The organism is Pradoshia sp. Z6_59 (genome assembly GCF_058267515.1).
On the sequence record NZ_JBZCPP010000015.1, the window covers coordinates 13,339 to 38,518 of the forward strand.

The window sequence follows — 25,180 nt, forward strand, 5'->3', positions numbered from 1 at the left end:
GAAGTTAAATTAGGGAGGTAAGAATGTAATATTTGAATCATAAAGTGCTCTGCTCAATAATAAGATATCCTTGTGTCAAAAAATTCTTTGAAAGCAGGGATGTTAATGTTAGCTTTACATGCAAGAAAATCCTCTATTCTGTTTGCCGTCGTAACAGCTGTTCTTCTACTCTTTTCAACCTTCTTCAGCCCAATACATGCTGATGCAGCACAATCTAAAAGTCAAAAGGCTGTTGCCTATTCAAAAAAATTAACGAACAGTCCATATAAATGGGGCGGAACAACACCAAAAGGGTTCGATGCCTCCGGTTTCACACAATATGTATTTTCAAAAAGCGTAGCAAAAAAATTACCGCGCACCAGTGCCGATCAACATAAAACAGGTACTTCCGTTGCTAAAAATAAATTGAAAGCCGGGGATCTAGTATTTTATAAAACGGACGGGAAAAAGGTATCATTTGTTGCCATTTATATCGGTAATAATAAATTTATTGGCGCTACATCAAAAGGAGTTAAAACACAAGATATGAATCTCGATTATTGGAAGAAACGTTATGTAGGAGCAAAACGAGTAGTTCAGTAAGCAGATGGATTGGTAAAATAAAAACTCTTTTTCTACTGGAAAAAGAGTTTTTACTCTTGATTAGCGGTAAAACCAAGTCATTCTCTCTAAATCTAATTAAATTTCCGTTTAATCAAATTTTAGTTTAGCGTGAATTTGCTCTCTATGCTGAAAAGATGAGGGTCCTCTGCCTTTATATAGCCCTTTTGAAATAACTTTTTTATACATAAAATACAGCTCCATTCTATAAGAATAGGCTGTATATTCAACCCTACAAAAACGTATGAAGATTATTTACAGAACAAAAATTTACTCTTTCAATAGATTCTTACCAGGCTATGTTCAATCTTCTTCTGAAGTGGCAATAGTCTAGGATTACCGTTAATTTTAATGTAAAAACTCTTTAAAAATGTTTTGATATTAAATACTAATAACCAATACTTTTCTTTTTCAATCTGTTCCTTTTGAATTTTTAATTCATCCGGTAAGTGTTGAAGTAATTCTTCTATTTCTATTACATTCAATCCTCTTTCTAGCATATTGAGAATAGGGATTAATAACCTTTCATCTTCATCGTGAATATATACACTACTTGATATAAAAACTTTACTCCATAACACTCTTAATATTTCAGGGTAATCTTCTTTATCTAGCTTTGGGTTCATCACCAACTCGTCAAAAGTGTCAGCTACGTGGGCGACGCTATGTGCCCACCCCTTACCCTCGATATATCCTCTTAAATCCTCTTCAAGATCAATGTACCGTATTAGCTTTTCTTTAATGTTATCAATAGTGACTTTCGATAAAAAATTTACTTGATTATCTCTGCCCAGTATTAATGCTATTAACAGGGTAGTAAACGTTCTTGTGAACACCGTATCGGATTCCTTTTCACCGATTCCCTTAAACATTAATTCATTTATACAAGTATCTAAGAGCTCAATTAAAAGTTCAGTTTCAATTTGATTGTTCTCAATAATTAATTTATAAAAGGAGGTATAGATCAGTTGGTCTCGGAGTTCACTATCCGTAGAACCAATATGCTCTAACATGGAGTTTAATAAGGAAGTTTCATCCAAGTCTTGCCAATAACATTTTCCATTTTTAAGTTCAGTCAAGATAGACTTTAGTTCACTTTCGCTCAATGAAACATTTCCTGACGATAACCACATAATTATCCCCTTTTTTCTTTAATTGAATATTGAATACTACATAATCATATTTGTTAGCTGGAAATACTCTTACAAACACAACACTATAAAATGTAAAATTTTCTTAACCTCATTTCATACTGTGAATAGCTGTATTCCATATCCCATTTAATGAATCATTATTTTTTTATACAAGAAAATGCCAGCACAACTGGAATTCTAAGCCTTCTTTTATATTCTTTCTCATCGGTGAAGTTGTCACGTACAGGTTTACCTTCTCGTAAATCAATCACTGAAAATCCAGAACTGATTAGTGCTCTAAAATACTGTTCGATAGTTCGGTGATATTTCACCACGATTTGTTCAATCCAAGGTTCTTTTCTTTCCCCCTCAAGGAAATAGTCATCCACAATCCAATTTTCACGTCTATCACCTGTTTTTTTACTAGTAAAAGAAGCTGTCGTAAGAGGATGCTGAACACTGAATACAAACTTACCTGCTTCTTTTAAAGACAAATGGATGTTACGAAACAAAGAATATATATCAGAGACATAATGGATTGCAAATCTGGATGTTACAATGTCAAACTTTTCTTCTACGTATGTATATGATTCCATTGTATGATGATGTACGCTTCCATTCACACCTGATAGGTTTCTCTTTGCTTCCTCCACCATTTGTTCAGAGCCCTCTATCCCAGTGTAGGACGCTGCACCGCGTTCTACTAAATCTTTGCCGAAGGAAGCATCACCACAGCCCAAATCTAATATATCTTTATTTTGAAATTCATTTAGTAGTTCATACATAATTGGAGTTTCAATAGCATTATTGGGACTATCTTTCCTGCTTCTTCTTTTCATAAATTCCGAAAAAAAATCTTCCTGTTCATAAACACTTGGTCCCCTATATTCCATCCATCTCTCCCCCTATGAAATTCTCAACCTACCCTTTAGTGGTCTATTTATCTGCATTCAATGCAGAGCAACGGAATATTAAAAGGAAGGCTGCTCAAACCTACCCCTCTTAGAAGATTGTCCTCTAAGACTCCTATTTCAGTTACCTTCATAGTCCCTGCTTCGGGGGTGTGTAAACCTCAAACCTTAATTCACACCCGCTTCAAGTATGCTAAATGTTTTTCTTTCACAATCCATTTCAGCCATAGCCCCGAGAGGAATAATACTCATTGGAGCCGTATGTCCAAAACTCATATTATAAAGAATCGGCAAATCCGTTAACTTTAACTCATCCCGTACCACACTAAGGATTGCTTCCTTATACTCATCGTAATAACAATCATCATATGGCTTAGAAAATAATAAACCCTTAGCATTTTGCAGAATTCCCTGCGCCCCGTAATTGCGCAGCCATCCAAGAAACAATTCCGGATTTACTTTCACTTCTGATGTCTCAAAAAATATCAGTTTATCCCTCCATTCATCAATCGCAGGCCATACTACAGTCCCTTTAAGCATTTCCAGCACATCCATGCATCCTCCCAATAATTTCCCCCTATGTATTCCCTCTCCCTGTAACAACTCATAACCGCTGTGCGGAGCAGTCTTTCTTTTACGTGTCCAATTTTGTTCTTCCCAAGGGATATATTCACTTGTCCATTCAGAAGGCGGTCCAACTTCGCCAATAGGTTCACCTGAAAATAAAACCCGTTTCACCCAATGATACGTATAATCAAAAGCCTCTACATTCTCTGCAAATTCAGCCAGAATCGAAGGACCATAATAACTCATTACCCCTGCCTTATAACAAATAAAATGAGTGACTGTAGAGTCAGAATAGCCAAGAAAAATCTTTGGATTATTTTTGATTACCTCATAATCAATGTATGGAAGCATTCGAATGCTATCATCTCCACCAATACAAGAGAATATCCCCTTAATTGATGGATCCCGAAAGGCATTCATCAAATCACGTGCCCGTTCTTCTGGATGATTATATACATACTCTGATCCCTTTAATGTATGAGGCAGCTCAACGACTTCTAAGCCAAATTCCTCTAACCGTTTCTTTCCTATCTGATAACGCCAATAAATATCAGGATCTCCTGCTCCACCCCATGAAAAACTGGCTGTAGCAATTCGGTCTCCACTACTTAATCGATTTGGCTTCTTCAACTCTATTTCACTCACCACTTTCTTTTACAATTATTTCCTTAATTGATTATATTATAAAAAATTCAAAATATATAAATAATTGTTTAACTATACTATTTTTAATAGTAATCTCACCATTTTCTTATAACCTAATGCAGGAGAACAGTGTGATGAACGTATTGAAACTCTGAGTGATTAATACACGATAAATGCTCGAATACATAAGCAGTATAGTAAATTGGCACTTCTACTCTACTTCACCTTCGTAGAGTAAGTGCCTTTTCATCACATGCAAAATACCCCCATATGTACAAAAACCCAACTTGTACATATGGGGGCTCAAATCCATAAAAACTATAAATCAGGATTTTCCACAGCATTTCTTATACTTTTTTACTTCCGCATGGGCATGGATCATTTCTGCCCACTTTTATGCTTCTGGAAGCCTGTGAATTTTCGGGTTGATAATGACCAGCCCACCACGTGAACTCTTCATGAACGTTTGTAATGGGCCGGCAATCATTTGCATATATCGGATCATAGTTCCTAAATTGCTCCTCCACATCATCGAGCGACATATGAAGGGCATTCACTTTCTTTTGGGCAAAAACCTCTTTGATATCATCATATAAATCCCGAAAATTTAATACCATACAGGAATCAATTAAAATAGTATACATATAACCAGATTCATCTTCCAGCTCCCCCTGCAGTAGATCATGATAGTAATATTCAACCATTTCCCTTGATATACGTTTTTGCAGGACAAGGGATGTAATTGCTTGAATCCCAGTAGCACGAATACACTCATCCAAAGATTGATCATCAATTAAATCAAATAATGCATCCAAATCCGGCATGGAAGGGATATTTCCATCCATAACTATTTCACCGGGATATGTATCAGCAAGTATACGGCCAGCCGTTGTAACCAGGTAATCATCATATAAATCCAAAGCAATATCATCCGGTAATTTTAAAGTTTGTAAAAATGGATAAAATGCTTCTCTGACGTTTAACTGTCCCAACAAAACAGCTGCATAAATATGGTCAATTCGATCAGGTTCACTAAGAAACATTTCTGGTTCCTTGCGAACCAAATCTACTATACCCAATAGCTCAGGAATAACATCCTCACGAATCATTAGGAGATCAAGTTCCTCTTTCGGATAGGTGTCGCCTATATAGCGAATCTTTTTTACTAATTCCTTGGTCGAAATAGTTAGATCATCCATTCTTTCACCCCTGTACCTTTCTTATATAAGTAGTTTATCAAACATTCTCTCAATTCTTCTACTCGCAAACCATTTTTATAATTGCTAAAATGAACAACAGTACAAACAATCTGCTATATTGTTATATCACTAGGGAGTTGTTTTGATGAACAGACATTGGTTAAAGGTTATTGTAGGGGCCTTCTTTGAGATCATCTGGGTAAGCGGTCTAAAAAATGCAGATAGTATATGGATGTGGCTGATTACACTAGCTGCAATCTGTATCAGCTTTTATATGATGATTGATGCAAGCCGCCACCTGCCGGTTGGGACGGTATACGCTGTCTTTGTTGGATTAGGAACAGCTGGAACGGTTATTGCGGAGATTCTCTTCTTTAGTGAACCGTTAAAAATAGAGAAAATAGCATTAATCCTTCTCTTATTAATAGGTGTGATTGGTCTAAAAATAGTGACTGATGAAGACACCTCCAAAAAGGAGGCAAATCAATAATGGCCTGGTTTGCACTGGTTATCGCTGGATTTTTAGAGATATTTGGGGTCGGCATGATTAATAGATTGAATAAAAATAGGGATTTCACATCCCTGCTTCTTTTGATTGTCGGTTTTTCAGGGAGCTTTTTCTGTCTATCATTCGCAATGAAGACACTTCCCATGGGTACTGCCTATGCTGTATGGACTGGTATCGGTGCAAGTGGGGGAGCATTAATTGGCATGCTTTTATTTGGAGAAGCGAAAAGTTTAAAACGAATTATTTTCATATTACTCATTTTAATTTCTGCTATTGGCCTTAAACTGGTATCATAATAGATCAAAATAGAAGGGACACACAAAAAACGAGCCATGCTATGGCAAACAATTTGCTTAGCTTGGCTCTTCTATTACTTGTTCAACCATTCCATGATGATTTCTCTAAACTTCTCATAGCAGGAAGTACCCCTCAAGATAGAATCATGATTTAATGAAGCAATCATATTTTTAACTAAGTAATGTCGCGGCTCTTTATTATGCAATAGTTCATCTTGCAGGAATTCGATTATTTGTAGCTTTTCCGCACGAAACTCAGCATCAACAACCTCTTGTTCAAGGTAAGTCTTTAGTTGGTTAACGGATTGGATTAAATCGTAGCAAAAATCCCTGTTTCCTTTTGGACCCTCCGGAATAAACATAGTTAACACTTCCGGTTCTATTAAAACAACATCATTCTTACTTACATCATCAACAATCACCTTTATGCGATCTAAATAATAACGAATTGCTTTTTTCGCATCAAGATCTCCTTTTGCAATACTATAAAAATGCATGTGGTGTTGGACCATGGCGGATAGAATAATTGCACAATCTAACAAATACGGTTTCTTCTCCACCCCAAAAATATCGACAAGGCGGTTGTGAATCCAATTTAAATATAACCATCTCGTTTGTTTCAAATAATCTTTTAGTTCAATATCATTAGATACCATTACATCTTCAATAAGGGCAAATAATTGATTATGCGAATGTGATTTCCTTTGTACATAAAGTTGCTCTATAAAGATGTCTATATTACTGAGATCCCTCCCAATAATTAATTCATCTCGCTGTTGGTGATACTCTTCAAGGAAGGAATCGTATACAGCTTTGAAAAGTTCACTTTTAGAAGGAAAATAATTATAAAATGTTCCTCTGGAGATCCCGCTATCTTCAATAATTTCTTGAATAGACGTATTTCTATATCCCTTTCCAATGAAAAGTTTCTTTGCATGGCTGATAACTTGCTTTTTTCTTACGTTCATAACAACTCAATCCATTCCTATGACTTCAGTTATTTGAGTGTATATTAGCTTATTTTTAGGGTAAATACAAATTTATATATTCTAAATTATTTTAATTGCTAAACGAAAAGAAAGAGAGTAATATAATCAACATGAATTATGAGTCTAATAATTAAACATATAGTATAAATCAAAAGGAGAGAAGTACATGACAGCAACAGAAAGACAACAAATGCGTCCCAATTACGGGATTATAGCCATTCTTTTAGCCGGTGCATTTGTATCTATATTGAATTCAACATTATTGAATGTTGCCCTTCCGTCCATGATGGCGGATTTTAAAGTTGAGCCAACAACGATTCAGTGGCTCGCAACAGGTTATATGCTGATAAACGGAATTATCATTCCATCAACAGCGTTTTTAATTCAGAAGTTCTCGGTTAGACACTTATTTATAACCGCGATGATTCTATTTACAATCGGAACAATCTTTTCCGGATTTGCACCGAGCTTCGCATTATTATTGGTTGGAAGAATGATTCAAGCAGCAGGCTCTGCCATTATGATGCCCCTCTTAATGAATGTTCTTTTAACGAGCTTCCCAATTGAAAAACGTGGTGGTGCGATGGGGATTTTAGGGCTTGTTATGATTTTTGCCCCTGCAATTGGTCCTACATTATCAGGGTGGATTATTGAACATTATGAATGGAGATATCTGTTCTATATGATCATCCCGTTTGCCGTTATTGTTTTACTACTATCGATTTTTAAATTAAAAGATAAGAAAGAAAAAAGTAACGCTTCATTGGATGTATTATCCGTTATTTTTTCAAGTGTCGGATTCGGAGGGTTATTATATGGATTCAGCTCGGCGGGTAGTAAAGGCTGGGATGATGTTGAAGTATTCGGTACACTGATTGCAGGTGTAATTGGCTTGATTTTGTTGATTGTTCGCCAATTTCAACTGGAAAAGCCGATGCTCGATTTCCGTGTCTATAAATATCCAATGTTCTCCTTATCTTCAGCTATATCGATTGTTTTGAATATGGCGATGTTTTCAGCCATGATTTTAATGCCAATTTACCTGCAAAATATACGTGGTATATCCCCATTAGATTCTGGTTTATTAATGCTTCCAGGTGCAATCATTATGGGAATTATGTCACCAATTACAGGTAAATTATTTGATAAATTTGGCGGTCGGATTCTTGCCATAATCGGTTTAACCATCACAGTCGCTACAACTTATTTCTTCAGTCAATTAACAACTGAAACTACTTATGGAACATTAATTGTGATGTACTCTGTTCGTATGTTCGGTATGTCAATGGTCATGATGCCGATTATGACCAACGGGATGAATTCATTGCCTGCCCGATTAAATCCACATGGTACAGCTATGAACAGTACACTTAATCAAGTATCCGGTGCAATTGGTTCCGCCTTACTTGTTTCCGTTATGACATCACGTACGAAAATACATGCGGAAGAATTGGCAGAAAAAGCAATGAGTAAGCTTACCGGTCAACCAAGTCCAGAAGAAATAGCTCAATTGGAGGCACAAATCTATACTCAAGCAACAGTAGATGGGATTAACGATGCATTCTTTATAGCGACATTTATTGCTGTATTGGCTCTTATCCTTGCCTTCTTTGTTAAACGACCAAAGAGAGCAGACGAACAAATCAACTTACAAAAAACACAAGACCTCTCCCAGTAACAGGAGAGGTTTTTCTTATTATTCCCAAGTCCATTCTTCTATATTGTTTAACAAAGATAGAGGCTGTTCATTTGATTGAAATGCCAGCTCCCCTAAATTTAATCCTTTCTTTGTATAGTATAAATGATCTGGATGGACCAACCATATCCATGGTAAATCCTTCGCGGTCTGCCTCAGAATTGATTGCCATATTTTAAAATCACCGCTAGCGAGCACTCCCTCAACCAACTGATTCACTTCAGCAGATATATGTAAATTCACCTTAGAATTATCTTTATGGAACCTATGATACAAATCAATCGGACTATGATTACCCACACGCATAATTAACGGATTATTAAACTTATTTGAATTGATTTCCTTCTCATTCTGACCAACCACTTCTACTGAGATTCCAATTTCAGCTAATTGTTGCATAAGTAATGTCCCTATGGACTGCGCTATGGGGTCAGACTCCAAAAATAAAAGCTTAAACTTCGCTTCTATTCCCTGTTTTTCCAATACACCATCCTCATCATTATCAATCCATCCCGCAATTTGCAAAATTTCTTTAGCTTTGTCGATATTATTATATTCAACCTCTGTATCTTTGTGGCCCCATGGAAGCCGCTCAGCATCATGATAGGCTGCTTCTCCATATCCATATAGAACTTCATTTATGAGGTAATCACGATTAACTGTTAAATTAATTGCCTGGCGGATGGGCCATTCACTCGTTACCTCGTTTCCAGTTTCTTTGGCAGAGACATCCGATTTCGTTGGGGCAGCAGTAAAGGAGATTCCATACTGATCACTACCTTTAAAAGCATTGATATCCATTCCATCTATTACGCCGACATTTGCAAATGCGGGAGATGTTTGAGCGACATCTACCAGATCCTTTTGCGCCGCTGCATAGGCTTCTTCCTCATTCATGAAAAGAATGATAATCCTTTTAAAGATAGGCTTTTTCCCATAATATTGCTCATTTCTGACAAAAACCGCCTGCTCTCCTGCATTCCAATCCTCCAGAATATAAGGACCTGAACCAATAGGATTCAATGTGAATAATTCATCATAATGATTCTCAGGGACTATTCCAAGCTGAGCAGCTGTATAACTAAAGGTTGACAAGGGTTTCTCCAATCGGAAATGGATAGTGTATTCATCTATGACCTTGACTTCTTTTAACAAAGATAAATCCTGCCATCCATTGTACTTAGCAGTATTAAAGGTAAAAGCTACATCACTCGCTTTCACTTGTTCCCCATTCGAAAAATATGCATCATCCCTAATTTTAAATTCCCAGGTCATTTTATCTTCACTGACCTGATATTCATCAGCTAAATCATATGTAATTCCCATATCCTTATCAAAGGATAATAAAGTACTTTGAATTAAAGGAGAACCGTTTGCCTGTGTATACAGAAAAGGGTCAAATCCTTTAATCGCATTCGGAGACAGCGCAACCGTTAATTCTTCCTGAATGGCTTCAGCTGTACCTATCCCTGCTCCCATATTAAAATATCCGGTAATCAAAATTATGATGATGATCCTTTTTATGATTTTCTCCATCTTAATCCCCCGTTAGATAACGGCATTACTTAAATAGATACCAAGTAGCCACAATAATAATATGTATTATGTACATACACCCCTAGTTAATTCTATTTATCCAAAAGAAAAGAAACAGGCTTTGAAACCTGCCTCTCTTCTAATTTCCTTTTTTATTTACCCGTATCGAATTCAGTCAGTATAACTAACAAAATATACCTGACCATCTAACTAATAGGAGTAGACTAAGAAGCGCCAGATAGGTTTTGGGTTCCATCATCTTTATCTTCTTTTTGATTCTCGGAGCTCCCCTCTGAATGGTTCGGAACTACATTTTTTACTTTCCGAACGACCTTCTGAACCATTCGGAACCTTAATTTTATTTATCGTCTTTTTTACTCTACATTGTTGCCGTTGAAATCAACGCCCTCTTCTTCTTTCGATTATCCGACTAGGCTTTTTTAAAATAAATACGTGCTTCATAGGCATTTAGTTTTTTACTTGTCGTTTCATTATAGTTAGAAATCAGGATAGATGTCCCCTGCATATCCATTTCATTGTTCAGCTCAATTTTTATAGGGTTGGGCTGAACATTAGAGACAAAGTAAATCGTCTCATCAGCGTAGCTTCTTTTGTATCCATAAAGATGAGGGTGTCCTTTAAATAATTCCTGATAATCCCCATATACGAAGACCTTGTGCTGTTTACGGAGCTTGATCAGCTTTTGATAAAAATAAAAGATGGATTCTGGATTACGCAATTCATTGCTCACATTAATTGATTTATAGTTTGGATTAACCTGAATCCACGGTGTACCTGTTGTAAATCCAGCATGTTCTTCATTAGTCCATTGCATCGGTGTACGGCTATTGTCTCTGCTTAATGGCTGCAAATCTCTAAGAACCGTATTCAGATCCGCTCCCTTTGACACCAACTCAGCATACTGATTTTTCATTGCAATATCGTTATATTCGTCAATAGAAGAAAGGCGAATCCCTGTCATTCCTATTTCCTCGCCTTGATAAATATAAGGCATGCCTGGCAAGGAATGCAGCATCGCAGCAAATAGTTTGGCTGATTGAACACGATACTCTTTATCATTACCGTATCTGGTTACCACTCTTGTATGATCATGATTATTAATAAATTGTGAGTTCCAGCCTCTCCCTTGTAAACCTTCATACCACCTGGCCTGAATCTCTTTAAACTTCGTTAAGTCCCAGGTTGGCATTTCATCACAAACTTCAAAATGAAACAAGCTATTCAGTTCATGGCGGTTTTTATCCACATATAATAGTCCTTGCTCAGGTGATACGAAGGCTACCTCCCCTACGGTCAACACATCATAATGACGGAATACCTGTTCATTCATTTCCTGCAAATAATCATGAACTTTAGGATGGTTGGCCAAATAACGAATATCATATGGATCGTCTGCATCCGAAAAATCCTCCGGCTTCGCAAGCAGAGCAATTGCATCCAGTCTAAATCCATTAATCCCTTTCTTTAACCAAAAATGCAGGATGCGATATATTTCTTTACGGACTTCCTCATTCTCCCAATTTAAATCAGGCTGTTCAGCTGCGAATGAATGAAAATAATACTGACCAGTCCGTTGATCATATTCCCATGCAGACGGTGAAAAGTAAGAACGCCAATTATTTGGAGGATTCTCCTGGTCTCCATCTCTCCAAATATACCAGTCTCTTTTTGGATTATCTTTACTGGAACTCGATTCTTTAAACCAACTATGTTCATTTGAGGTATGGTTTACGACTAAATCCATAATAATTTTTAAGTTTCGTTTTTGAGCTTCCTTCATTAATTCCTCAAAATCCTCCATACTGCCCGCTTTCGGCATAATGGAATAATAGTCGGAAATATCATATCCATTATCTTTATCAGGAGAAAGATAAAAAGGATTGAGCCAGATTACATCTGCACCCAATTCTTTTATATAATCCAGCTTCCTCGTTACCCCTCTTAAGTCTCCATACCCATCCCCATCACTATCATAAAAGCTTCTCCAATAAACCTGGTACACGACACTTTCTTTCCACCATTGTTTGTCCATCTCTCCCACCTCATAAAATGAATTATGTGAAGCTTATCTTTCAATTATTTTTCATTAGTTAGAGTAGAGCTTTTTCTCTACCATTTAAGAGCATACATCTCATGCTTCTTCTTGTTCCTCAGCAATTTAAACAAGAAAAGTTGAGCATGTATACCCTTTCATATGTCCATTTTTTTAGCACCTTAACATTTAATATAGAAGCTTTATTTGAAACAAGCCTGCTTTCTAAATCCTTTAAATATTCGCAGTGCGTCCTTTAACAACACGTATTCTTCCAGGGAATTGGAAAGCTGAAGTCTGTCATATAATTGACCAGCCTGCTCATTTACACAATCGCCTTCTAAAGCCAGAATCGAATCGAGCTTTACGAATATTTCTCTCATCAGATGGACATCTACATCCTCCCTTTGCATCCGCAAGAACACATCATAAATGGCATGATTCAAACGGCGCTGAGATGATAGAAAGTTTTCCATTTCTTCAAGCTGCAGCATTTGATTATTTAAAAATATTCTTTCCTCCATTAAAGCGGAAACGGCAAATAAATGATTGATTGTATGTGCATTATTTCTTTGGTTTAAATAAGCGGAGACTTCACGCTGCAATTCCTTGGATACTTGTTTGTAGCTTTTCATCAAATCTCTTGTACCCTTTTCCAGCGTATGTGGAAGTAATAAACGATTTGCAAGCATACCAATACCTATACCTATCAGAACAAGCATAACTCTTCTCAGTGACAGGAGCGTCGGGTCGCCCGTGAGAGCAGCTGTTCCAAGAGCAGATATCGTGACAGTCAATACGACATTTCTATACTTCACCGCATAGCCATTCAAATACCCAACCAGAAAGACCAAGAAGGAGCGTATAGTAGGTTCATGAAAGATACTAAATAATAGTACAAAGATAGCCGCTCCCATTAAAGTGCCGATCACGCGTTCCTTGAAGCGATATTTAGCTGTCTCATAATAGGGTTGCGTCACAGAAAATATAGTAAATAAAATCCAGCGTCCTTCATTGATGTTAAAATAATCAACGATTAAAGCAACAGCTGCAATAGTGATACCCAATCGCAGTGCGTATGTGAAACGAGCTGAATGTCGATTAATGTCCTTTAAAAATTGATAGGTATTCCGGTAGCCTTTAGGAATCTCTACCACACCCTCAACCTTGTTCAGTTCAGATGATTCACTAGTATGAAGGTACCTCAATAATTCACGCAATAATTTCAACGTACTAATGATTTCGGCTATGTATGCGGATTCATATTTGTTAAGCGCTTTATTTAGACCATTCAATGAATCATCAGATAAGCTTGACCCTTTATTGACGTAATCCCTCATCTGTCTCAATTAAAAATTCAGAGCATCCAAGACATCCTCTGGGTAGTCACTTGCAGTTTTGCGGTTTAACATCAAATGCAGCTTTTCAAGACAGACCGAAATCTTTAAACGAACTCTGCCTTCGTGAGTCAGATAGTAACCCTTGACTTTCCGAAAATAAATCACCTTCCTGAACTCGTTGATATCTGACAGAATGACGGAATCCAACTCTTGATCAGGCTGGTTATCTCGAATCCGATTTAACTTTTCTTGCAAATGGCTACATACCTGCAAGAAATAATGATTGCCCCTTTTAGATAATTTCCTTCTATTAAATACCCATTGTACCATCATGATAATCAAAGCCCCTGCAACTAGAGATAGTAGTCTCAATGGGAATTCCTCCAACGGAACTGGATCGGTCAAAATGAATAAATATTGCAAACCAACCGCAATATGGATAGGTCCTTTTATGTTAGATGTGAAAAAGTATCCTACAATAAACATAGCGATAAAGTTTACTAAAAGTCCTACCCAGGGATTGATCAAGGCCAGTTGACCAAATATTCCTTGGGACAAATTGACTGCCAAAATCAGCATTAAGCTCTTCCATGGGGATACAGTAAAATCCCTCTCTAAATACATGAGCAGAGCCACCACAGTCGTGACCCCAATCAAAACATTATGTTTCCCAAACACAGCCTCAAAGCCTGTCACAAAAAGGATAACAAAGATAAATATCAATGTTTTTGATATGATCAGCTACTTCATAGCTTCCCTTCCTTATCCATAAATTGTTATATCAGAATATTGAATCACAGTATAACATACTATGCTGCCAGGAAAAACACACACGAAAAAACTTTCTAGCTTGGATACATTAATTTAATAAAAAAAATGTCCCAAAGATAAGTTTTCACTTCCTTTTGGGACAGTCTATATAAAATCTATATTTATAGTACTCTCTTATTTGCCAATTAACATTTGTGTCCAGTAGTTGCCGTTCTCCACATAACCAATTCCGATATGTGTATAGCTGGAGCTTAAGATATTTTTTCTATGACCGTCGCTATTCATCCACGCATTTACTACTTCTTCTGGTGTGCGTTGACCCATAGCAATATTTTCAGCTGCCGCTCTATAAGAAATGCCAAATTGTTTCATCATATCAAATGGAGATCCGTAAGTTGGGCTTGTATGACTGAAATAATTATTCTTTTGCATATCCTCTGATTTTATACGTGCCACCTTGCTAAGCTCTGTATCCAAGGTTAGCGGTTTTAATCCTTGTTTAGCACGTTCCGCATTGGTAAGATCAAGGACTTCCTGCTCGTATGCACTTACTTCATAATCGCTTGATTCTGTATTACTGGAATCTGAATTATCTTCTTCAAATGTCGGAGTATCTGTAGTTGGCTTATTTTGTTCTACTGTATCATTTGAACCGGAATTAGTATCCTGACTTGGTTTATTGATAGTCGGAATTTGAATAGATCCACTTGGTAATTTAATAATTCCTCCACCAACAATTACTTTATATGAAGTCGTTGTATTTGGTTTAGAAGTAACACAGGCTGCCTCCGCACCTGTCATAGCTGTAAAGGAAAGCGTCGCCGCTGCAGCAACTGTAACGATAAGTTTACGTTTCATCGGTAAATCTCCTCCTGTCATGATGTTTGTTTAATCGACAAAGACATCGTAACATGAGTTTTTTGTAACATTTGAACCATAAACTACCAGACAACTAGAGATAGGATAATAGACATCCCTCGCACATAGCGTACACCTAACTTAATATATTGATATATCAACTGTCCTGCTTAAATCTCTCTTTTTTCCACATTCTGAAAATCAAGTCCCTCTTTTTGTAATATCCCCACTTTTATCCTATAAAATCATTATTGACAGGTATTTAATAATTGAGGATTCTTTACTGATACTACAGGTATGTTACAAGCATTGCAGTTATTTTTAAATAATGTTGAGTATACCCGGTATCGCAGGTTATGGTATGGGGAATTTAAATAGTACTTGTGTAAAAAAGATGGAGAAAACGAATTGTTTTCTCCATCTCTGTTCTTCTGACTTAGTCGTTATGTATAGCAGGGTAACATCTAGCCTGGATTAAAAAAATTATTCAGTTTCCTAATCAGTTAGTCTAGCTATTAATATATAACTCTATTCTCGATTGCTTGATAGGCCTTGAATAATTCCTTACATTCTTCATGATCAACTCGCTGTAAATCATATGAAAGCTTCCCGTCAATCATTTTATAAAAGACATCATCTCTAAACCCTATTTTATCTGTATCCAATCGATCACAACCATAATAAACAGTCGTGATGCCTGCCCAAAGAATGGCCCCTAAGCACATAGGACAAGGCTCTGCCGTTGTATAAAGCTCTGCTCCGGATAGGTCAAAATGATTTTCATGATGGCATGCTTCCTTAATCGCAACTATTTCTCCATGCATGGTTGGATCAAGCTCCTTAACCACCATATTATGGCCCTTTCCAATGATTTTCCCATCCTTGACAATGACAGCTCCGAAAGGTCCGCCATGCCCTTGTTTAATTCCTTCATACGCTTCTTCAACAGCGGCTTTCATAAATGGATTCATACGCCTTATTACCCCCGATATTGGATTTATCATCAGGATGCTGTATCTTGGGTGTAGTCTCCTAATTCCAATCTATTGTATTACTGGATGGTTAGTCAATATTCCTGTTAGACCTTGCTTAAAATCCTCAATTGCTTTATCACGCCATTTTTGTTGTTGTCGAATCATTATTAAAAACAGTTAAATTACCTCATAGGTTGAAAATGTCAGTGAAAATCAAAAAACTTAAATGAATTGCACCAGCGTGAATTAATTGGGAAATAAAAAAATAAGACTATTCCAAATGATTAATTAATTGGATGCTCTTTTTTTATGAATTTATTCTATACTAATAAGTAATGATGAATTCAATAAAGAACTTGAGGTGACCTTTTTGGAGAAACAAAAATACAGGGACCTTAAATTAGGTGAACGCGGAGCAATCCTAAGTATTGTTGCATACTTATTTCTTTCCATATTAAAACTGATTGTTGGATATATAAGTGAGTCTGAAGCATTACGTGCAGATGGACTTAACAATATAACTGACATCATTGCCTCAGTAGCTGTATTAATAGGTTTAAAAGTTTCCCAACGGCCTCCCGATAGCGATCATGCATATGGGCACTGGAAAAGTGAATCGATTGCCTCTCTCCTATCTTCTTTTATCATGATGACAGTAGGTATCCAAGTTCTAACTGATGGATTCCAATCCATTTTAAGCAAGGAAAAAAATATACCTGATATAACAGCAGCATACACGGCGATTTTTTCTGCCCTCGTCATGTACTTCGTCTATCGCTATAATATAAAGCTAGCAAAAAGAATCAACAGCCATTCCGTTAAAGCGGCTGCCAAAGACAATATTTCTGATGCGTATGTCAGTATTGGAGCAGCAATTGGTATATTCGGCTCCCAACTAAATATGCCTTTCCTCGATACAATTACTGCCATACTTGTAGGGTTACTGATTTGCAAAACTGCCTGGGATATATTTCGAGAAGCATCCCATTACTTATCAGATGGCTTTGATGAATCTAAGATTAAACTCTATCAAAATTCCATTGACCAAATAGAAGGGGTTAAAGGGATTAAAAAAATTATGGGACGAAATTATGGAAATAATGAAGTCATCGATATCATTATTTTGGTAGACAACACGTTAAATATTAAAGAAGCCCATGATATTGCAACTCTTGTAGAAAAAGATTTAATGAAGGATCATGGAGTATATCATGTCCATGTTCATGTAGAACCATTTGACGAAAAAAAGCCAGGTTCAACTTAATGATAAGTATCCGGCTGTTGCCCTACTGAGCTACAAATTGGTTGTTTATATTACTGAATCTACCACTCCTCCATACACCTTCTGATATCCTATACGAAAAAAGGCATTCCAATTGGAACGCCTTTTTCTATTTAATAAGCTAGCCGATAGATCAGTATTCTCTCAAACGGATTCGTTTCATTTAGAACAATCTCTTTGTGTAGTTCAAACACGGATTGATTTTCAAGAAAATATATATAATCCTCAGACGGATAATATAATATCAGGTGTACCTCACGATATGTTTCTTCAACGGATAACAGGATGTTCGTTAGAACCTGGCGGAAAATTTGTATTGTAAAAGGATTAAAGAAATAAAACCTATTATCAGTTGGTCGAATCTCAAACTCCTCTGCCAGACAACAGTGAAATTGAATTCGCTCTTTCCCCTTGTAAGTATAGTTCTTGAGATTTTCCTTAGCTTCATTAATAAATTGTTCATTCATTTCTACCCCACTTACAAATGCCCCTGTTTTGTAATGAAGAAAGAAATTTAGTCTCCCCTTTCCGCATCCAAAGTCGACCATATGATCATCACTATTAATATCATACTCATCCAATAATCTTTGTAAAATCCAATATGGAGTCGGTTCATACCGGTGATAATGCAAAGAATTATAAAATCCAGTTTGATTACCGACTGTTTTTATATGTAATAACTCATCATAATCCTTTTCTTTCATTGTATAACTCCGTTTCACTTATCTAGATTATTCATAAGTTTAAGCCTTTTTGATACTGATCGAAAGCCTTTTTCTATATAATAGTCGTTTGCAGATTTCACATCCTAGTATTCACATAAAAATGCTACTTTAAAGTGCCGATTTTACAATAAATTCTAAGAATATAATTAATTGTTAATTTGTTCACAACTTTGTCAAAATTAAAGATTTCCATGTCTTCTTTTAGTTTCATATATTTGTAATTTTTAAATTCAGTTATTATATTGAAAATCAGGGGCTATGGAAAAAGGAAGAATTATGCCTAAATAGCAGCAAGCAAGGGAAATTATAACTATCAAGGTGTGCAGATTTACATGAATTTCCCTTACATAGCTTAAATTTACTTATTACATTAGGAAGGGGAAAAATATGAATAAAAAATGGGCACTTTTGGGTTCCATGATGGCGTCTATTCTTATGTTAGCGGGATGTGACTGGGTAGTATTCGACACAAATGGTCCTGTTGCAAAAACACAATCCAATGCCATTCTTTTCTCAATGGCTTTAATGGCAGCTGTTGTGCTTGTAGTATATGTACTTTTTATCGTTATTTTATATAAATACCGAGCATCCAAAGCTCCAAAAGATTACGAGCCTCCACATATGGAAGGCAGCAAAGCGCTTGAAATAACATGGACAGTCATACCAATTATTATTGTAGCCGTTTTAGCTGTAGTCACAGTTAAAACTACATTTGAAGTAGAAGGAAAGCCAAAAGGCTATGAAGATCAAAAACCATTGGTTATCTACGCAGCTTCTTCAAACTGGAAATGGCATTTCAGTTATCCAGAGCAAGGTATTGAAACGGTTAACTATGTAAACATTCCAACTAATAGAGTTGTAGAATTCCGTCTATATTCTTACGGACCAATTACAAGCTTCTGGATTCCGCAGCTTGGCGGTCAGAAATACGCCATGAGTGACATGGTAACAAAATTAAACTTTGTAGCTGAAGCACCAGCTTCCATGATGGGAAGAAATGCAAACTTCAGTGGTGAAGGCTACGCTCATATGGATTTTGAAGCACTGTCTATGACTCCAGATGATTTCGAGGAATGGGTTAATGATGTGAAAGCAAATGAAGGTAAGTTAACAGAAGAAAAATTTGAAAAACTGCTTGATACAGCACACGTCGGCAGACAATCATATTCTTCTACTCACTTGGATTTCAGCCCTCCACCGGAAGGACATCATCATGGTTCTGACCCATCTCCATCAAACGAGAGCGATGAAGCAGACAACACGTTTGATGAAGATACAGAAAAAGGTAATTCCGAGCACGAAGATCATTCAAATCATTAAAATTAAAGCTTTCATAAGAAAGGAGTTACAACCTTGGATTGGGATAAATTTATAGTACATGGTGGCCCGTTAATCTATGGCGCAATGGTAAGTATTGTTGCCGTATCGATGGCTATCGTTATCGGCCTGACTTATTTTAAGAAATGGCGCTGGCTTAAAGATGAATGGCTTACCACTGTTGATCATAAACGTATTGGGGTTATGTATATTCTCTGTGCTTTAGTTATGTTATTCCGCGGCGGTGTTGATGGTTTATTAATGCGTGGCCAGTTGGCTAAGCCTGAAAACGGACTGCTTGATGCACAGCATTATAACGAAATCTTTACAACGCATGGCGTGGTTATGATTTTATTTATGGCAATGCCATTTATCATTGGATTAATGAATATTGTTGTGCCTCTTCAAATTGGGGCGCGTGACGTTGCTTTCCCTTATTTAAATGCTATCAGCTTCTGGTTATTCTTTGCCGGAGCCATGCTATTTAATATCTCGTTCGTTATTGGTGGATCACCGGATGCCGGATGGTCAGCCTACTTCCCGCTAGCAGGCATAGAATTCAGCCCAACTGTAGGAAATAACTACTACAGTATTGCGATTCAGATTGCCGGTATTGGGACGCTGCTAACGGGTGTTAATTTTATCGTTACAATTTTAAAAATGAGAGCACCTGGTATGACTCTATGGAAAATGCCAATGTTCACATGGTCTATTTTAATCACTAGCATCATTATCGTTTTTGCTTTCCCTGTTTTAACAGTAGCTCTTGCCTTAATGATGTTTGACCGTTTGTTTGGTACACAATTTTTCACTATGCAAGATGGCGGAATGGATATGCTTTGGGCTAACCTGTTCTGGGTATGGGGCCATCCTGAAGTATATATCGTTATTCTTCCTGCCTTTGGTATATTCAGTGAGGTTATTTCAACATTCGCAAGAAAAAATCTGTATGGATACAAATCAATGGTGTTCAGTATGCTTGCCATCTCTGCCCTATCCTTTACTGTATGGGTTCACCATTTCTATACGATGGGTCAAGGTGCCATGGCAAACAGCTTCTTCTCGATTACTACGATGTTAATCGCTGTACCTACAGGAGTTAAGATATTTAACTGGCTCCTTACGATGTATAAAGGAAAAATTGAAATTACCACGCCAATGCTGTATGCCCTGGCATTCATACCAATCTTCACCTTTGGTGGAGTCACAGGGGTTATGCTAGCGATGGCAAGTGCGGATTATCAATATCATAATACAATGTTCTTGGTAGCCCATTTCCACTATGTTTTAATACCGGGTACAGTGTTTGGGGTACTGGCGGGTATGTATTTCTGGTTCCCTAAAATCTTTGGATTCAAATTAGACGAGAAATTAGGAAAAATCGCATTCTGGATTATTTCTATTTCATTCAATGTCACATTCCTGCCTCTATTCGCATTGGGACTTAAAGGGATGAACCGCAGAATGTATACGTACTCTGAAGAAACTGGGTATGGACCATTGAACCTTATCGCATCATTAGGTGCTGTAGGTTTAGCAATTGGATTCATCGTTCTCGTTTATAGCTTCTACTGGAGCTTCCGTTATGCTCCAAGACTAAAAGGAGACTCAGATCCATGGGGTGGCCGTACATTGGAATGGGCAACAAAAACACCTGTTCCAGCCTATAACTTTGCCATTACTCCTGAAGTGGATTCTGTAGATTCCTGGTGGGATCACAAAAAAGGTACACATAATCTGTTCACACGAAAAATCGAAGAAATACACATGCCTAGCAGTGACTTTAAACCGTTTCTAATGGCAGTGGCCTTCTTCTTCTGGGGATTCTTTATGGTATTTAGTATGTGGATTCCAGCCATTATCGCTGCGGTTCCAATTATCTATTTGATGTTTGTACGTTCCTTCAATGATGATCATGGGTTCCATATATCTGTGAAAGAAATTGAAGAAGAAGAAAGAAAATTGCGAGGTGAGACAGAATGAAATTAGATGCCTCTCAACCATTGGAATATAGTACTGAACAAAATCAGCTTAAGATACTGGGCTTCTGGATTTTCCTTGGAGCAGAGATCGTATTATTCGCTACACTGTTTACTGTCTACTTTGTACTGGAAAATCGTACAGGTGATGGGCCTTCCGGGAGCGATATCTTCGCTCTTGGTGGGGTTTTAGCTGAAACCTTTATTCTTTTGGCAAGTAGTTTTACGATTGGGATCGCGATTCACGCTATGCGGATGGGCATGAAAAAAGCAATGATGGTTATGTTCTCGATTACGCTTGTCCTTGGATTAGCCTTCCTAGGCATTGAAATTTATGAGTTCTTCCATTATGTACACGAAGGAGCTTCCATCCAAACAAGCGGCTTCACTTCTGCATTACTTACATTGCTTGGAACACACGGAGCCCACGTAACCGGAGGAATTCTATGGGGAATCGCTATTCTGATTCAAGTGAGCAGACGCGGAATTAATCACCTTACTGCTAATAAAGCATTTATTTTTTCACTGTACTGGCACTTCCTGGACGTTGTTTGGATTTTCATCTTCAGCTTCGTCTACCTGAAAGGACTGATGTAAAATGGCTAAGTTATTCCCTAAAGAGCATATCATAGGATTTTTATCATCCATCGCTCTAACAGTGGCAGCATTATTAGTTCTTTTCCTGGAGATATCATTTGGATTTAAAATGGCTATTTTGCTTATCACAGCTGGCTTACAAGCAAGTTTGCAGATATTCCTGTTCATGCATATTAATGAATCCAAGGAAAGAAGAACACTCTATACCAATATCCTTTATGCATTATTTGTAGCCCTAGTTACCATCTTCGGTTCCATGTTCGTCTTGCTTTGGGATTGGTAAAAATCGATACAGCTATACGAAACGGACAGCGAGTTCTAGTCGCTGTCCGTTTTTCTTATTATGAGTTTGCCAAAGTAAGAGCTCCTATACCTACCATTCCCCTCATTCTGTTCGGCCCTTAATCCTATATAATAGATATTTCTCTATTACTCAAATTACCTGCATACCATACACATGCTTCTATAAACTACCATGTATTCATTTTAAAAATTCTTTTATGATGGAACTATATGAACCAGGAGTGATTGTATGAAAATATCTCTAATAAACAAGGATGGCATTATAAAAGAGGTCAAGCTTGGCTTCAGTTGGACTACTCTCTTTTTTGGAATATTCCCTGCTTTATTTCGCAAAGACTATAATTGGGCGATTATTATGCTTGGTATATCCATCACAATCAATCTTTTTCTATTTGGATTAGGCGCATTGCTAACAAGCGGCGTTTTCGCCTTTATCTATAATAAAATCTATATTAAAAACCTACTTACAAACGGCTATCGCCCTGTTTATGCTGCCGATCGAGAAATATTAATCAAGAAACAGCTATTAGCTGCTTAAAGTTATGATGGTCCCTTAGCCTTAAGGGACCGTTTCTATTACAACCCCATCTACTCATCTCTTTTCATTGGAAAAACCAATTTATAACCTCAACCACCCTTTCTAATCTATCTACTCTCGAAAAAATATACCTGCAACGAATGATTGACATAAAATACAGCCATCTTATAGAATGAAACAGTCACTCATTTATATAGACCAGTCATTATACTTGAAAAGAGGGATTTCATGTGAGTGCAAAAATGGACTCGCGTCAAAAAATTTTAGAGGCTGCTACTCGCCTTTTCAACATACAGGGATATCATGCAACAGGCTTAAATCAAATTCTGAAGGAAAGCGGTGCCCCTAAAGGGTCTTTATATTATCACTTCCCTGATGGTAAAGAACAACTGGCCGTAGAAGCAGTCAATAAAATGGCCGTTCAAATTGAAAATGATATTAAGCTGGCCATGAATCAGTATGATCATGCCTTAGAGGCATTCCAATATCATATTGAAAAAATCGCTCAACATTTCAATAAAAATGACCTTTTTGAAGGTTTACCAATTGGATTATTGGCAGCGGAAACTTCCTTAATGAGCGAACCTTTACGCAAAGCGTGCAAGGCAGCATTTGAAGGTTGGGAAACAATTTATTATGATAAAATGCTTCAAGATGGCTTTGAACCAGAAAAAGCGTACCGTTTAAGTCTATTGGTTAATTCAATGATCGAAGGAGCCATCACCCGTTCGCTAACCAATTTAAATGGACAGCCTTTACTAAACATCTCTAAATGTCTGCCCGATATATTAAAGAAATGAGCAACCATAAATGTATATCCTTAATCAGCATATTATATAGACTGGTCTAGTAATTATACATAATGAAAGGGGAATATTATTTGAGTAATAATCATGCTACAAACTTAGAAAATAAGCAGATTAAGCCACTTCCAATCGTGATTGCTATAATGATTGGTGCTTTTATCGGACTCTTTAGTGAAACTGCCTTAAATATGGCATTCACCAATATTATGGAGGACTTTCGCATTGAACCACATGTCGTTCAATGGTTAACAACCGGTTACTTACTTGTACTTGGTATTCTTGTGCCTGTAACAGCATTGCTTCTTCAATGGTTTACTACCAAACAATTATTCAGTGCCTCTCTCATTTTTTCTATTGTAGGAACATTAGTAGGAGCTTTGGCACCTAATTTTGAAATACTCCTTCTAGCACGTGTCATTCAGGCTATAGGAACAGGTCTATTACTACCGTTAATGACAAATGTTATTATGGTTATATACCCACCTCATAGACGCGGAACAATTATGGGGATGATGGGGCTTGTCATTATGTTTGCACCTGCTGTCGGTCCAACCCTATCAGGATTAATCGTAGACAGTCTGGGCTGGCAATCGATTTTCTGGCTATGCTTACCTTTGCTTATTTTTACATTCGTATATGGTCTCATCTATATGCAAAATGTATCAACCATCACAAAACCAAAAATAGATATTCTGTCTATTATTCTTTCATCCATTGGTTTTGGAGGAATCGTCTTTGGTTTCAGCAGTGCCGGGGAGGGTGCTGGCTCATGGAGCGACCCAGCTGTTCTTTTACCGATTATTGTTGGGGCACTCAGCCTTATCCTATTCTCTTTCCGCCAGTTTAAAATGGAACAGCCAATGCTTAATTTACGCGTATTTAAGTTCCCTATGTTCTCTATTGGACTTTTAATGGTATTCCTGGGTATGATGATCATCTTATCCTCATCCATTCTATTGCCTATGTACTTAAAGGGCGGAATGTTATTGTCAGCTTTTGCAGCCGGCCTTGTCTTATTGCCTGGCGGTATTGTGAATGGAATTATGTCACCAATTACGGGGAAATTATTTGATACCTTCGGGCCAAAATACTTGGTTATTCCCGGTTTTATATTAACAACAATATTTACCTACTTATTTACTAATATAACAACTGAAACTACCCAATTAACGGTTATCATCTTGCACACATGCATGTTGATTGGGGTTGCCATGATTATGATGCCTTCGCAAACAAATGGGTTAAACCAGTTGCCAAGACAGTATTACCCTGATGGAGCTGCTGTCATGAATACACTTCAGCAAATTGCAGGGGCGATTGGGACAGCAGTTGCTGTTAGCATCATGTCAGCTGGCCAGGCAAGCTATTTGGCTACAGCTGATCCCAATAATCCGCTTGCTGCCTCTGAAGCTTTGACAGCCGGTGTGCAAAACGCCTTTCTATTTGCTTTGATTGCCTCCATAATCGGATTGGTAGTTTCTTTCTTCGTTAAGCGTGTAGATGTTTAAAAGTATATAGAATAAGAGGGTGGCAAAAATCATGCCACCCTCATTTTTA

Annotated in this window: 24 protein-coding genes; 12 read left to right on the forward strand and 12 right to left on the reverse strand. The window is 37.2% G+C overall.

Going from position 1 to position 25,180, the window contains the following annotated elements; all coding sequences use genetic code 11:
- Nucleotides 1-105 precede the first annotated feature (105 nt).
- The gene (locus AC4D4B_RS14455) at nt 106-582 is read left to right on the forward strand and encodes a C40 family peptidase (RefSeq protein ID WP_490996694.1); all 477 of its coding nucleotides are present in this window, start codon (nt 106-108) and stop codon (nt 580-582) included.
- A 296-nt stretch (nt 583-878) separates the two neighbouring features.
- Here the strand turns inward: AC4D4B_RS14455 and AC4D4B_RS14460 are convergent, their stop codons facing one another.
- The 4 genes from AC4D4B_RS14460 to AC4D4B_RS14475 form a co-directional block, all read right to left on the reverse strand.
- On the reverse strand, nt 879-1,733 hold the full coding sequence (locus AC4D4B_RS14460; protein WP_491000350.1) for a DUF2785 domain-containing protein: 855 nt from the start codon (nt 1,731-1,733) through the stop codon (nt 879-881).
- 158 nt (nt 1,734-1,891) lie between these two features.
- Entirely contained in the window at nt 1,892-2,626 is a 735-nt protein-coding gene (locus AC4D4B_RS14465; RefSeq protein WP_491000351.1) for a class I SAM-dependent methyltransferase, read from the reverse strand.
- Between the two features lie 186 nt (nt 2,627-2,812).
- Nucleotides 2,813-3,841, reverse strand: a complete 1,029-nt coding sequence (locus tag AC4D4B_RS14470; protein WP_491000352.1) for a S66 family peptidase — start codon at nt 3,839-3,841, stop codon at nt 2,813-2,815.
- Nucleotides 3,842-4,203: 362 nt separating this feature from the next.
- Nucleotides 4,204-5,055, reverse strand: a complete 852-nt coding sequence (locus AC4D4B_RS14475; protein ID WP_491000353.1) for a DUF1186 domain-containing protein — start codon at nt 5,053-5,055, stop codon at nt 4,204-4,206.
- A 145-nt stretch (nt 5,056-5,200) separates the two neighbouring features.
- Here AC4D4B_RS14475 and AC4D4B_RS14480 point away from each other — a divergent pair, with 145 nt between their 5' ends.
- Complete coding sequence (locus AC4D4B_RS14480) at nt 5,201-5,545, forward strand: DMT family transporter (RefSeq protein WP_491000354.1); 345 nt, start codon at nt 5,201-5,203, stop codon at nt 5,543-5,545.
- Nucleotides 5,545-5,859: a DMT family transporter gene (locus tag AC4D4B_RS14485; protein ID WP_491000355.1), complete on the forward strand. Its 315-nt coding sequence runs from the start codon at nt 5,545-5,547 to the stop codon at nt 5,857-5,859. Before AC4D4B_RS14480 ends, AC4D4B_RS14485 begins: the two co-directional genes overlap by 1 nt.
- Nucleotides 5,860-5,933: 74 nt before the next feature.
- On the opposite strand, the gene AC4D4B_RS14490 is transcribed toward AC4D4B_RS14485, so the two are convergent.
- Entirely contained in the window at nt 5,934-6,827 is an 894-nt protein-coding gene (locus tag AC4D4B_RS14490) for a TetR/AcrR family transcriptional regulator (RefSeq protein WP_490996701.1), read from the reverse strand.
- 187 nt (nt 6,828-7,014) lie between these two features.
- Here AC4D4B_RS14490 and AC4D4B_RS14495 point away from each other — a divergent pair, with 187 nt between their 5' ends.
- Nucleotides 7,015-8,526 carry a DHA2 family efflux MFS transporter permease subunit gene (locus tag AC4D4B_RS14495; RefSeq protein WP_066108113.1) on the forward strand — a complete coding sequence of 504 codons (1,512 nt, stop codon included), beginning with the start codon at nt 7,015-7,017 and terminating at the stop codon, nt 8,524-8,526.
- A gap of 18 nt (nt 8,527-8,544) precedes the next feature.
- On the opposite strand, the gene AC4D4B_RS14500 is transcribed toward AC4D4B_RS14495, so the two are convergent.
- The 6 genes from AC4D4B_RS14500 to AC4D4B_RS14525 all read right to left on the reverse strand — a co-directional run bounded on the left by AC4D4B_RS14500 (nt 8,545) and on the right by AC4D4B_RS14525 (nt 16,073).
- Nucleotides 8,545-10,080, reverse strand: coding sequence for an ABC transporter substrate-binding protein (locus tag AC4D4B_RS14500; protein ID WP_491000356.1), 1,536 nt, complete (start codon nt 10,078-10,080; stop codon nt 8,545-8,547).
- A 430-nt stretch (nt 10,081-10,510) separates the two neighbouring features.
- Entirely contained in the window at nt 10,511-12,133 is a 1,623-nt protein-coding gene (locus AC4D4B_RS14505) for a glycoside hydrolase family 13 protein (RefSeq protein WP_491000357.1), read from the reverse strand.
- 203 nt (nt 12,134-12,336) lie between these two features.
- Nucleotides 12,337-13,473 (reverse strand): FUSC family protein, encoded by a 1,137-nt coding sequence (locus AC4D4B_RS14510; protein ID WP_491000358.1) that lies wholly within the window; start codon nt 13,471-13,473, stop codon nt 12,337-12,339.
- Nucleotides 13,474-13,482: 9 nt separating this feature from the next.
- The gene (locus tag AC4D4B_RS14515; protein WP_491000359.1) at nt 13,483-14,196 is read right to left on the reverse strand and encodes a hypothetical protein; all 714 of its coding nucleotides are present in this window, start codon (nt 14,194-14,196) and stop codon (nt 13,483-13,485) included.
- 222 nt (nt 14,197-14,418) lie between these two features.
- Nucleotides 14,419-15,102 carry a CAP domain-containing protein gene (locus AC4D4B_RS14520; RefSeq protein ID WP_491000360.1) on the reverse strand — a complete coding sequence of 228 codons (684 nt, stop codon included), beginning with the start codon at nt 15,100-15,102 and terminating at the stop codon, nt 14,419-14,421.
- A gap of 515 nt (nt 15,103-15,617) precedes the next feature.
- Nucleotides 15,618-16,073, reverse strand: coding sequence for a nucleoside deaminase (locus AC4D4B_RS14525; protein WP_490996707.1), 456 nt, complete (start codon nt 16,071-16,073; stop codon nt 15,618-15,620).
- A gap of 373 nt (nt 16,074-16,446) precedes the next feature.
- Between AC4D4B_RS14525 and AC4D4B_RS14530 the strand changes: the two genes are divergently transcribed.
- On the forward strand, nt 16,447-17,340 hold the full coding sequence (locus AC4D4B_RS14530) for a cation diffusion facilitator family transporter (protein WP_490996708.1): 894 nt from the start codon (nt 16,447-16,449) through the stop codon (nt 17,338-17,340).
- Between the two features lie 131 nt (nt 17,341-17,471).
- On the opposite strand, the gene AC4D4B_RS14535 is transcribed toward AC4D4B_RS14530, so the two are convergent.
- A complete protein-coding gene (locus AC4D4B_RS14535) occupies nt 17,472-18,062 on the reverse strand; it encodes a methyltransferase domain-containing protein (RefSeq protein ID WP_491000361.1) in 591 nt (196 codons plus the stop codon).
- A gap of 408 nt (nt 18,063-18,470) precedes the next feature.
- Between AC4D4B_RS14535 and qoxA the strand changes: the two genes are divergently transcribed.
- The 7 genes from qoxA (at nt 18,471) to AC4D4B_RS14570 (ending at nt 25,131) form a co-directional block, all read left to right on the forward strand.
- Nucleotides 18,471-19,403 carry a cytochrome aa3 quinol oxidase subunit II gene (gene qoxA, locus AC4D4B_RS14540; protein WP_490996710.1) on the forward strand — a complete coding sequence of 311 codons (933 nt, stop codon included), beginning with the start codon at nt 18,471-18,473 and terminating at the stop codon, nt 19,401-19,403.
- 33 nt (nt 19,404-19,436) lie between these two features.
- Complete coding sequence (gene qoxB / locus AC4D4B_RS14545) at nt 19,437-21,383, forward strand: cytochrome aa3 quinol oxidase subunit I (RefSeq protein ID WP_490996711.1); 1,947 nt, start codon at nt 19,437-19,439, stop codon at nt 21,381-21,383.
- Nucleotides 21,380-21,976, forward strand: a complete 597-nt coding sequence (gene qoxC / locus AC4D4B_RS14550; protein ID WP_066108148.1) for a cytochrome aa3 quinol oxidase subunit III — start codon at nt 21,380-21,382, stop codon at nt 21,974-21,976. The genes qoxB and qoxC overlap by 4 nt, the downstream gene beginning before the upstream one ends.
- A gap of 1 nt (nt 21,977) precedes the next feature.
- Nucleotides 21,978-22,259 carry a cytochrome aa3 quinol oxidase subunit IV gene (gene qoxD / locus AC4D4B_RS14555; RefSeq protein ID WP_066108151.1) on the forward strand — a complete coding sequence of 94 codons (282 nt, stop codon included), beginning with the start codon at nt 21,978-21,980 and terminating at the stop codon, nt 22,257-22,259.
- Between the two features lie 249 nt (nt 22,260-22,508).
- Nucleotides 22,509-22,817, forward strand: coding sequence for a DUF2628 domain-containing protein (locus AC4D4B_RS14560; RefSeq protein ID WP_490996713.1), 309 nt, complete (start codon nt 22,509-22,511; stop codon nt 22,815-22,817).
- A gap of 242 nt (nt 22,818-23,059) precedes the next feature.
- Entirely contained in the window at nt 23,060-23,617 is a 558-nt protein-coding gene (locus AC4D4B_RS14565; RefSeq protein WP_491000400.1) for a TetR/AcrR family transcriptional regulator, read from the forward strand.
- 119 nt (nt 23,618-23,736) lie between these two features.
- Nucleotides 23,737-25,131 carry a DHA2 family efflux MFS transporter permease subunit gene (locus tag AC4D4B_RS14570; protein WP_490996789.1) on the forward strand — a complete coding sequence of 465 codons (1,395 nt, stop codon included), beginning with the start codon at nt 23,737-23,739 and terminating at the stop codon, nt 25,129-25,131.
- The last annotated feature ends 49 nt before the right edge of the window (nt 25,132-25,180 follow it).

Coding starts and splice junctions, on each gene's coding strand:
- AC4D4B_RS14475 (WP_491000353.1), bottom strand. CDS start 5,055: ATGGATGATCTAACTATTTCGACCAAGGAATTAGTAAAAAAGATTCGC.
- AC4D4B_RS14510 (WP_491000358.1), bottom strand. CDS start 13,473: ATGAGGGATTACGTCAATAAAGGGTCAAGCTTATCTGATGATTCATTG.
- AC4D4B_RS14565 (WP_491000400.1), top strand. CDS start 23,060: ATGGACTCGCGTCAAAAAATTTTAGAGGCTGCTACTCGCCTTTTCAAC.
- AC4D4B_RS14480 (WP_491000354.1), top strand. CDS start 5,201: ATGAACAGACATTGGTTAAAGGTTATTGTAGGGGCCTTCTTTGAGATC.
- AC4D4B_RS14460 (WP_491000350.1), bottom strand. CDS start 1,733: ATGTGGTTATCGTCAGGAAATGTTTCATTGAGCGAAAGTGAACTAAAG.
- AC4D4B_RS14500 (WP_491000356.1), bottom strand. CDS start 10,080: ATGGAGAAAATCATAAAAAGGATCATCATCATAATTTTGATTACCGGA.
- AC4D4B_RS14495 (WP_066108113.1), top strand. CDS start 7,015: ATGACAGCAACAGAAAGACAACAAATGCGTCCCAATTACGGGATTATA.
- AC4D4B_RS14490 (WP_490996701.1), bottom strand. CDS start 6,827: ATGAACGTAAGAAAAAAGCAAGTTATCAGCCATGCAAAGAAACTTTTC.
- AC4D4B_RS14525 (WP_490996707.1), bottom strand. CDS start 16,073: ATGAATCCATTTATGAAAGCCGCTGTTGAAGAAGCGTATGAAGGAATT.
- qoxA (WP_490996710.1), top strand. CDS start 18,471: ATGAATAAAAAATGGGCACTTTTGGGTTCCATGATGGCGTCTATTCTT.
- qoxD (WP_066108151.1), top strand. CDS start 21,978: ATGGCTAAGTTATTCCCTAAAGAGCATATCATAGGATTTTTATCATCC.
- AC4D4B_RS14520 (WP_491000360.1), bottom strand. CDS start 15,102: ATGAAACGTAAACTTATCGTTACAGTTGCTGCAGCGGCGACGCTTTCC.
- qoxC (WP_066108148.1), top strand. CDS start 21,380: ATGAAATTAGATGCCTCTCAACCATTGGAATATAGTACTGAACAAAAT.
- AC4D4B_RS14560 (WP_490996713.1), top strand. CDS start 22,509: ATGAAAATATCTCTAATAAACAAGGATGGCATTATAAAAGAGGTCAAG.
- AC4D4B_RS14455 (WP_490996694.1), top strand. CDS start 106: ATGTTAGCTTTACATGCAAGAAAATCCTCTATTCTGTTTGCCGTCGTA.
- AC4D4B_RS14465 (WP_491000351.1), bottom strand. CDS start 2,626: ATGGAATATAGGGGACCAAGTGTTTATGAACAGGAAGATTTTTTTTCG.
- AC4D4B_RS14535 (WP_491000361.1), bottom strand. CDS start 18,062: ATGAAAGAAAAGGATTATGATGAGTTATTACATATAAAAACAGTCGGT.
- AC4D4B_RS14485 (WP_491000355.1), top strand. CDS start 5,545: ATGGCCTGGTTTGCACTGGTTATCGCTGGATTTTTAGAGATATTTGGG.
- AC4D4B_RS14505 (WP_491000357.1), bottom strand. CDS start 12,133: ATGGACAAACAATGGTGGAAAGAAAGTGTCGTGTACCAGGTTTATTGG.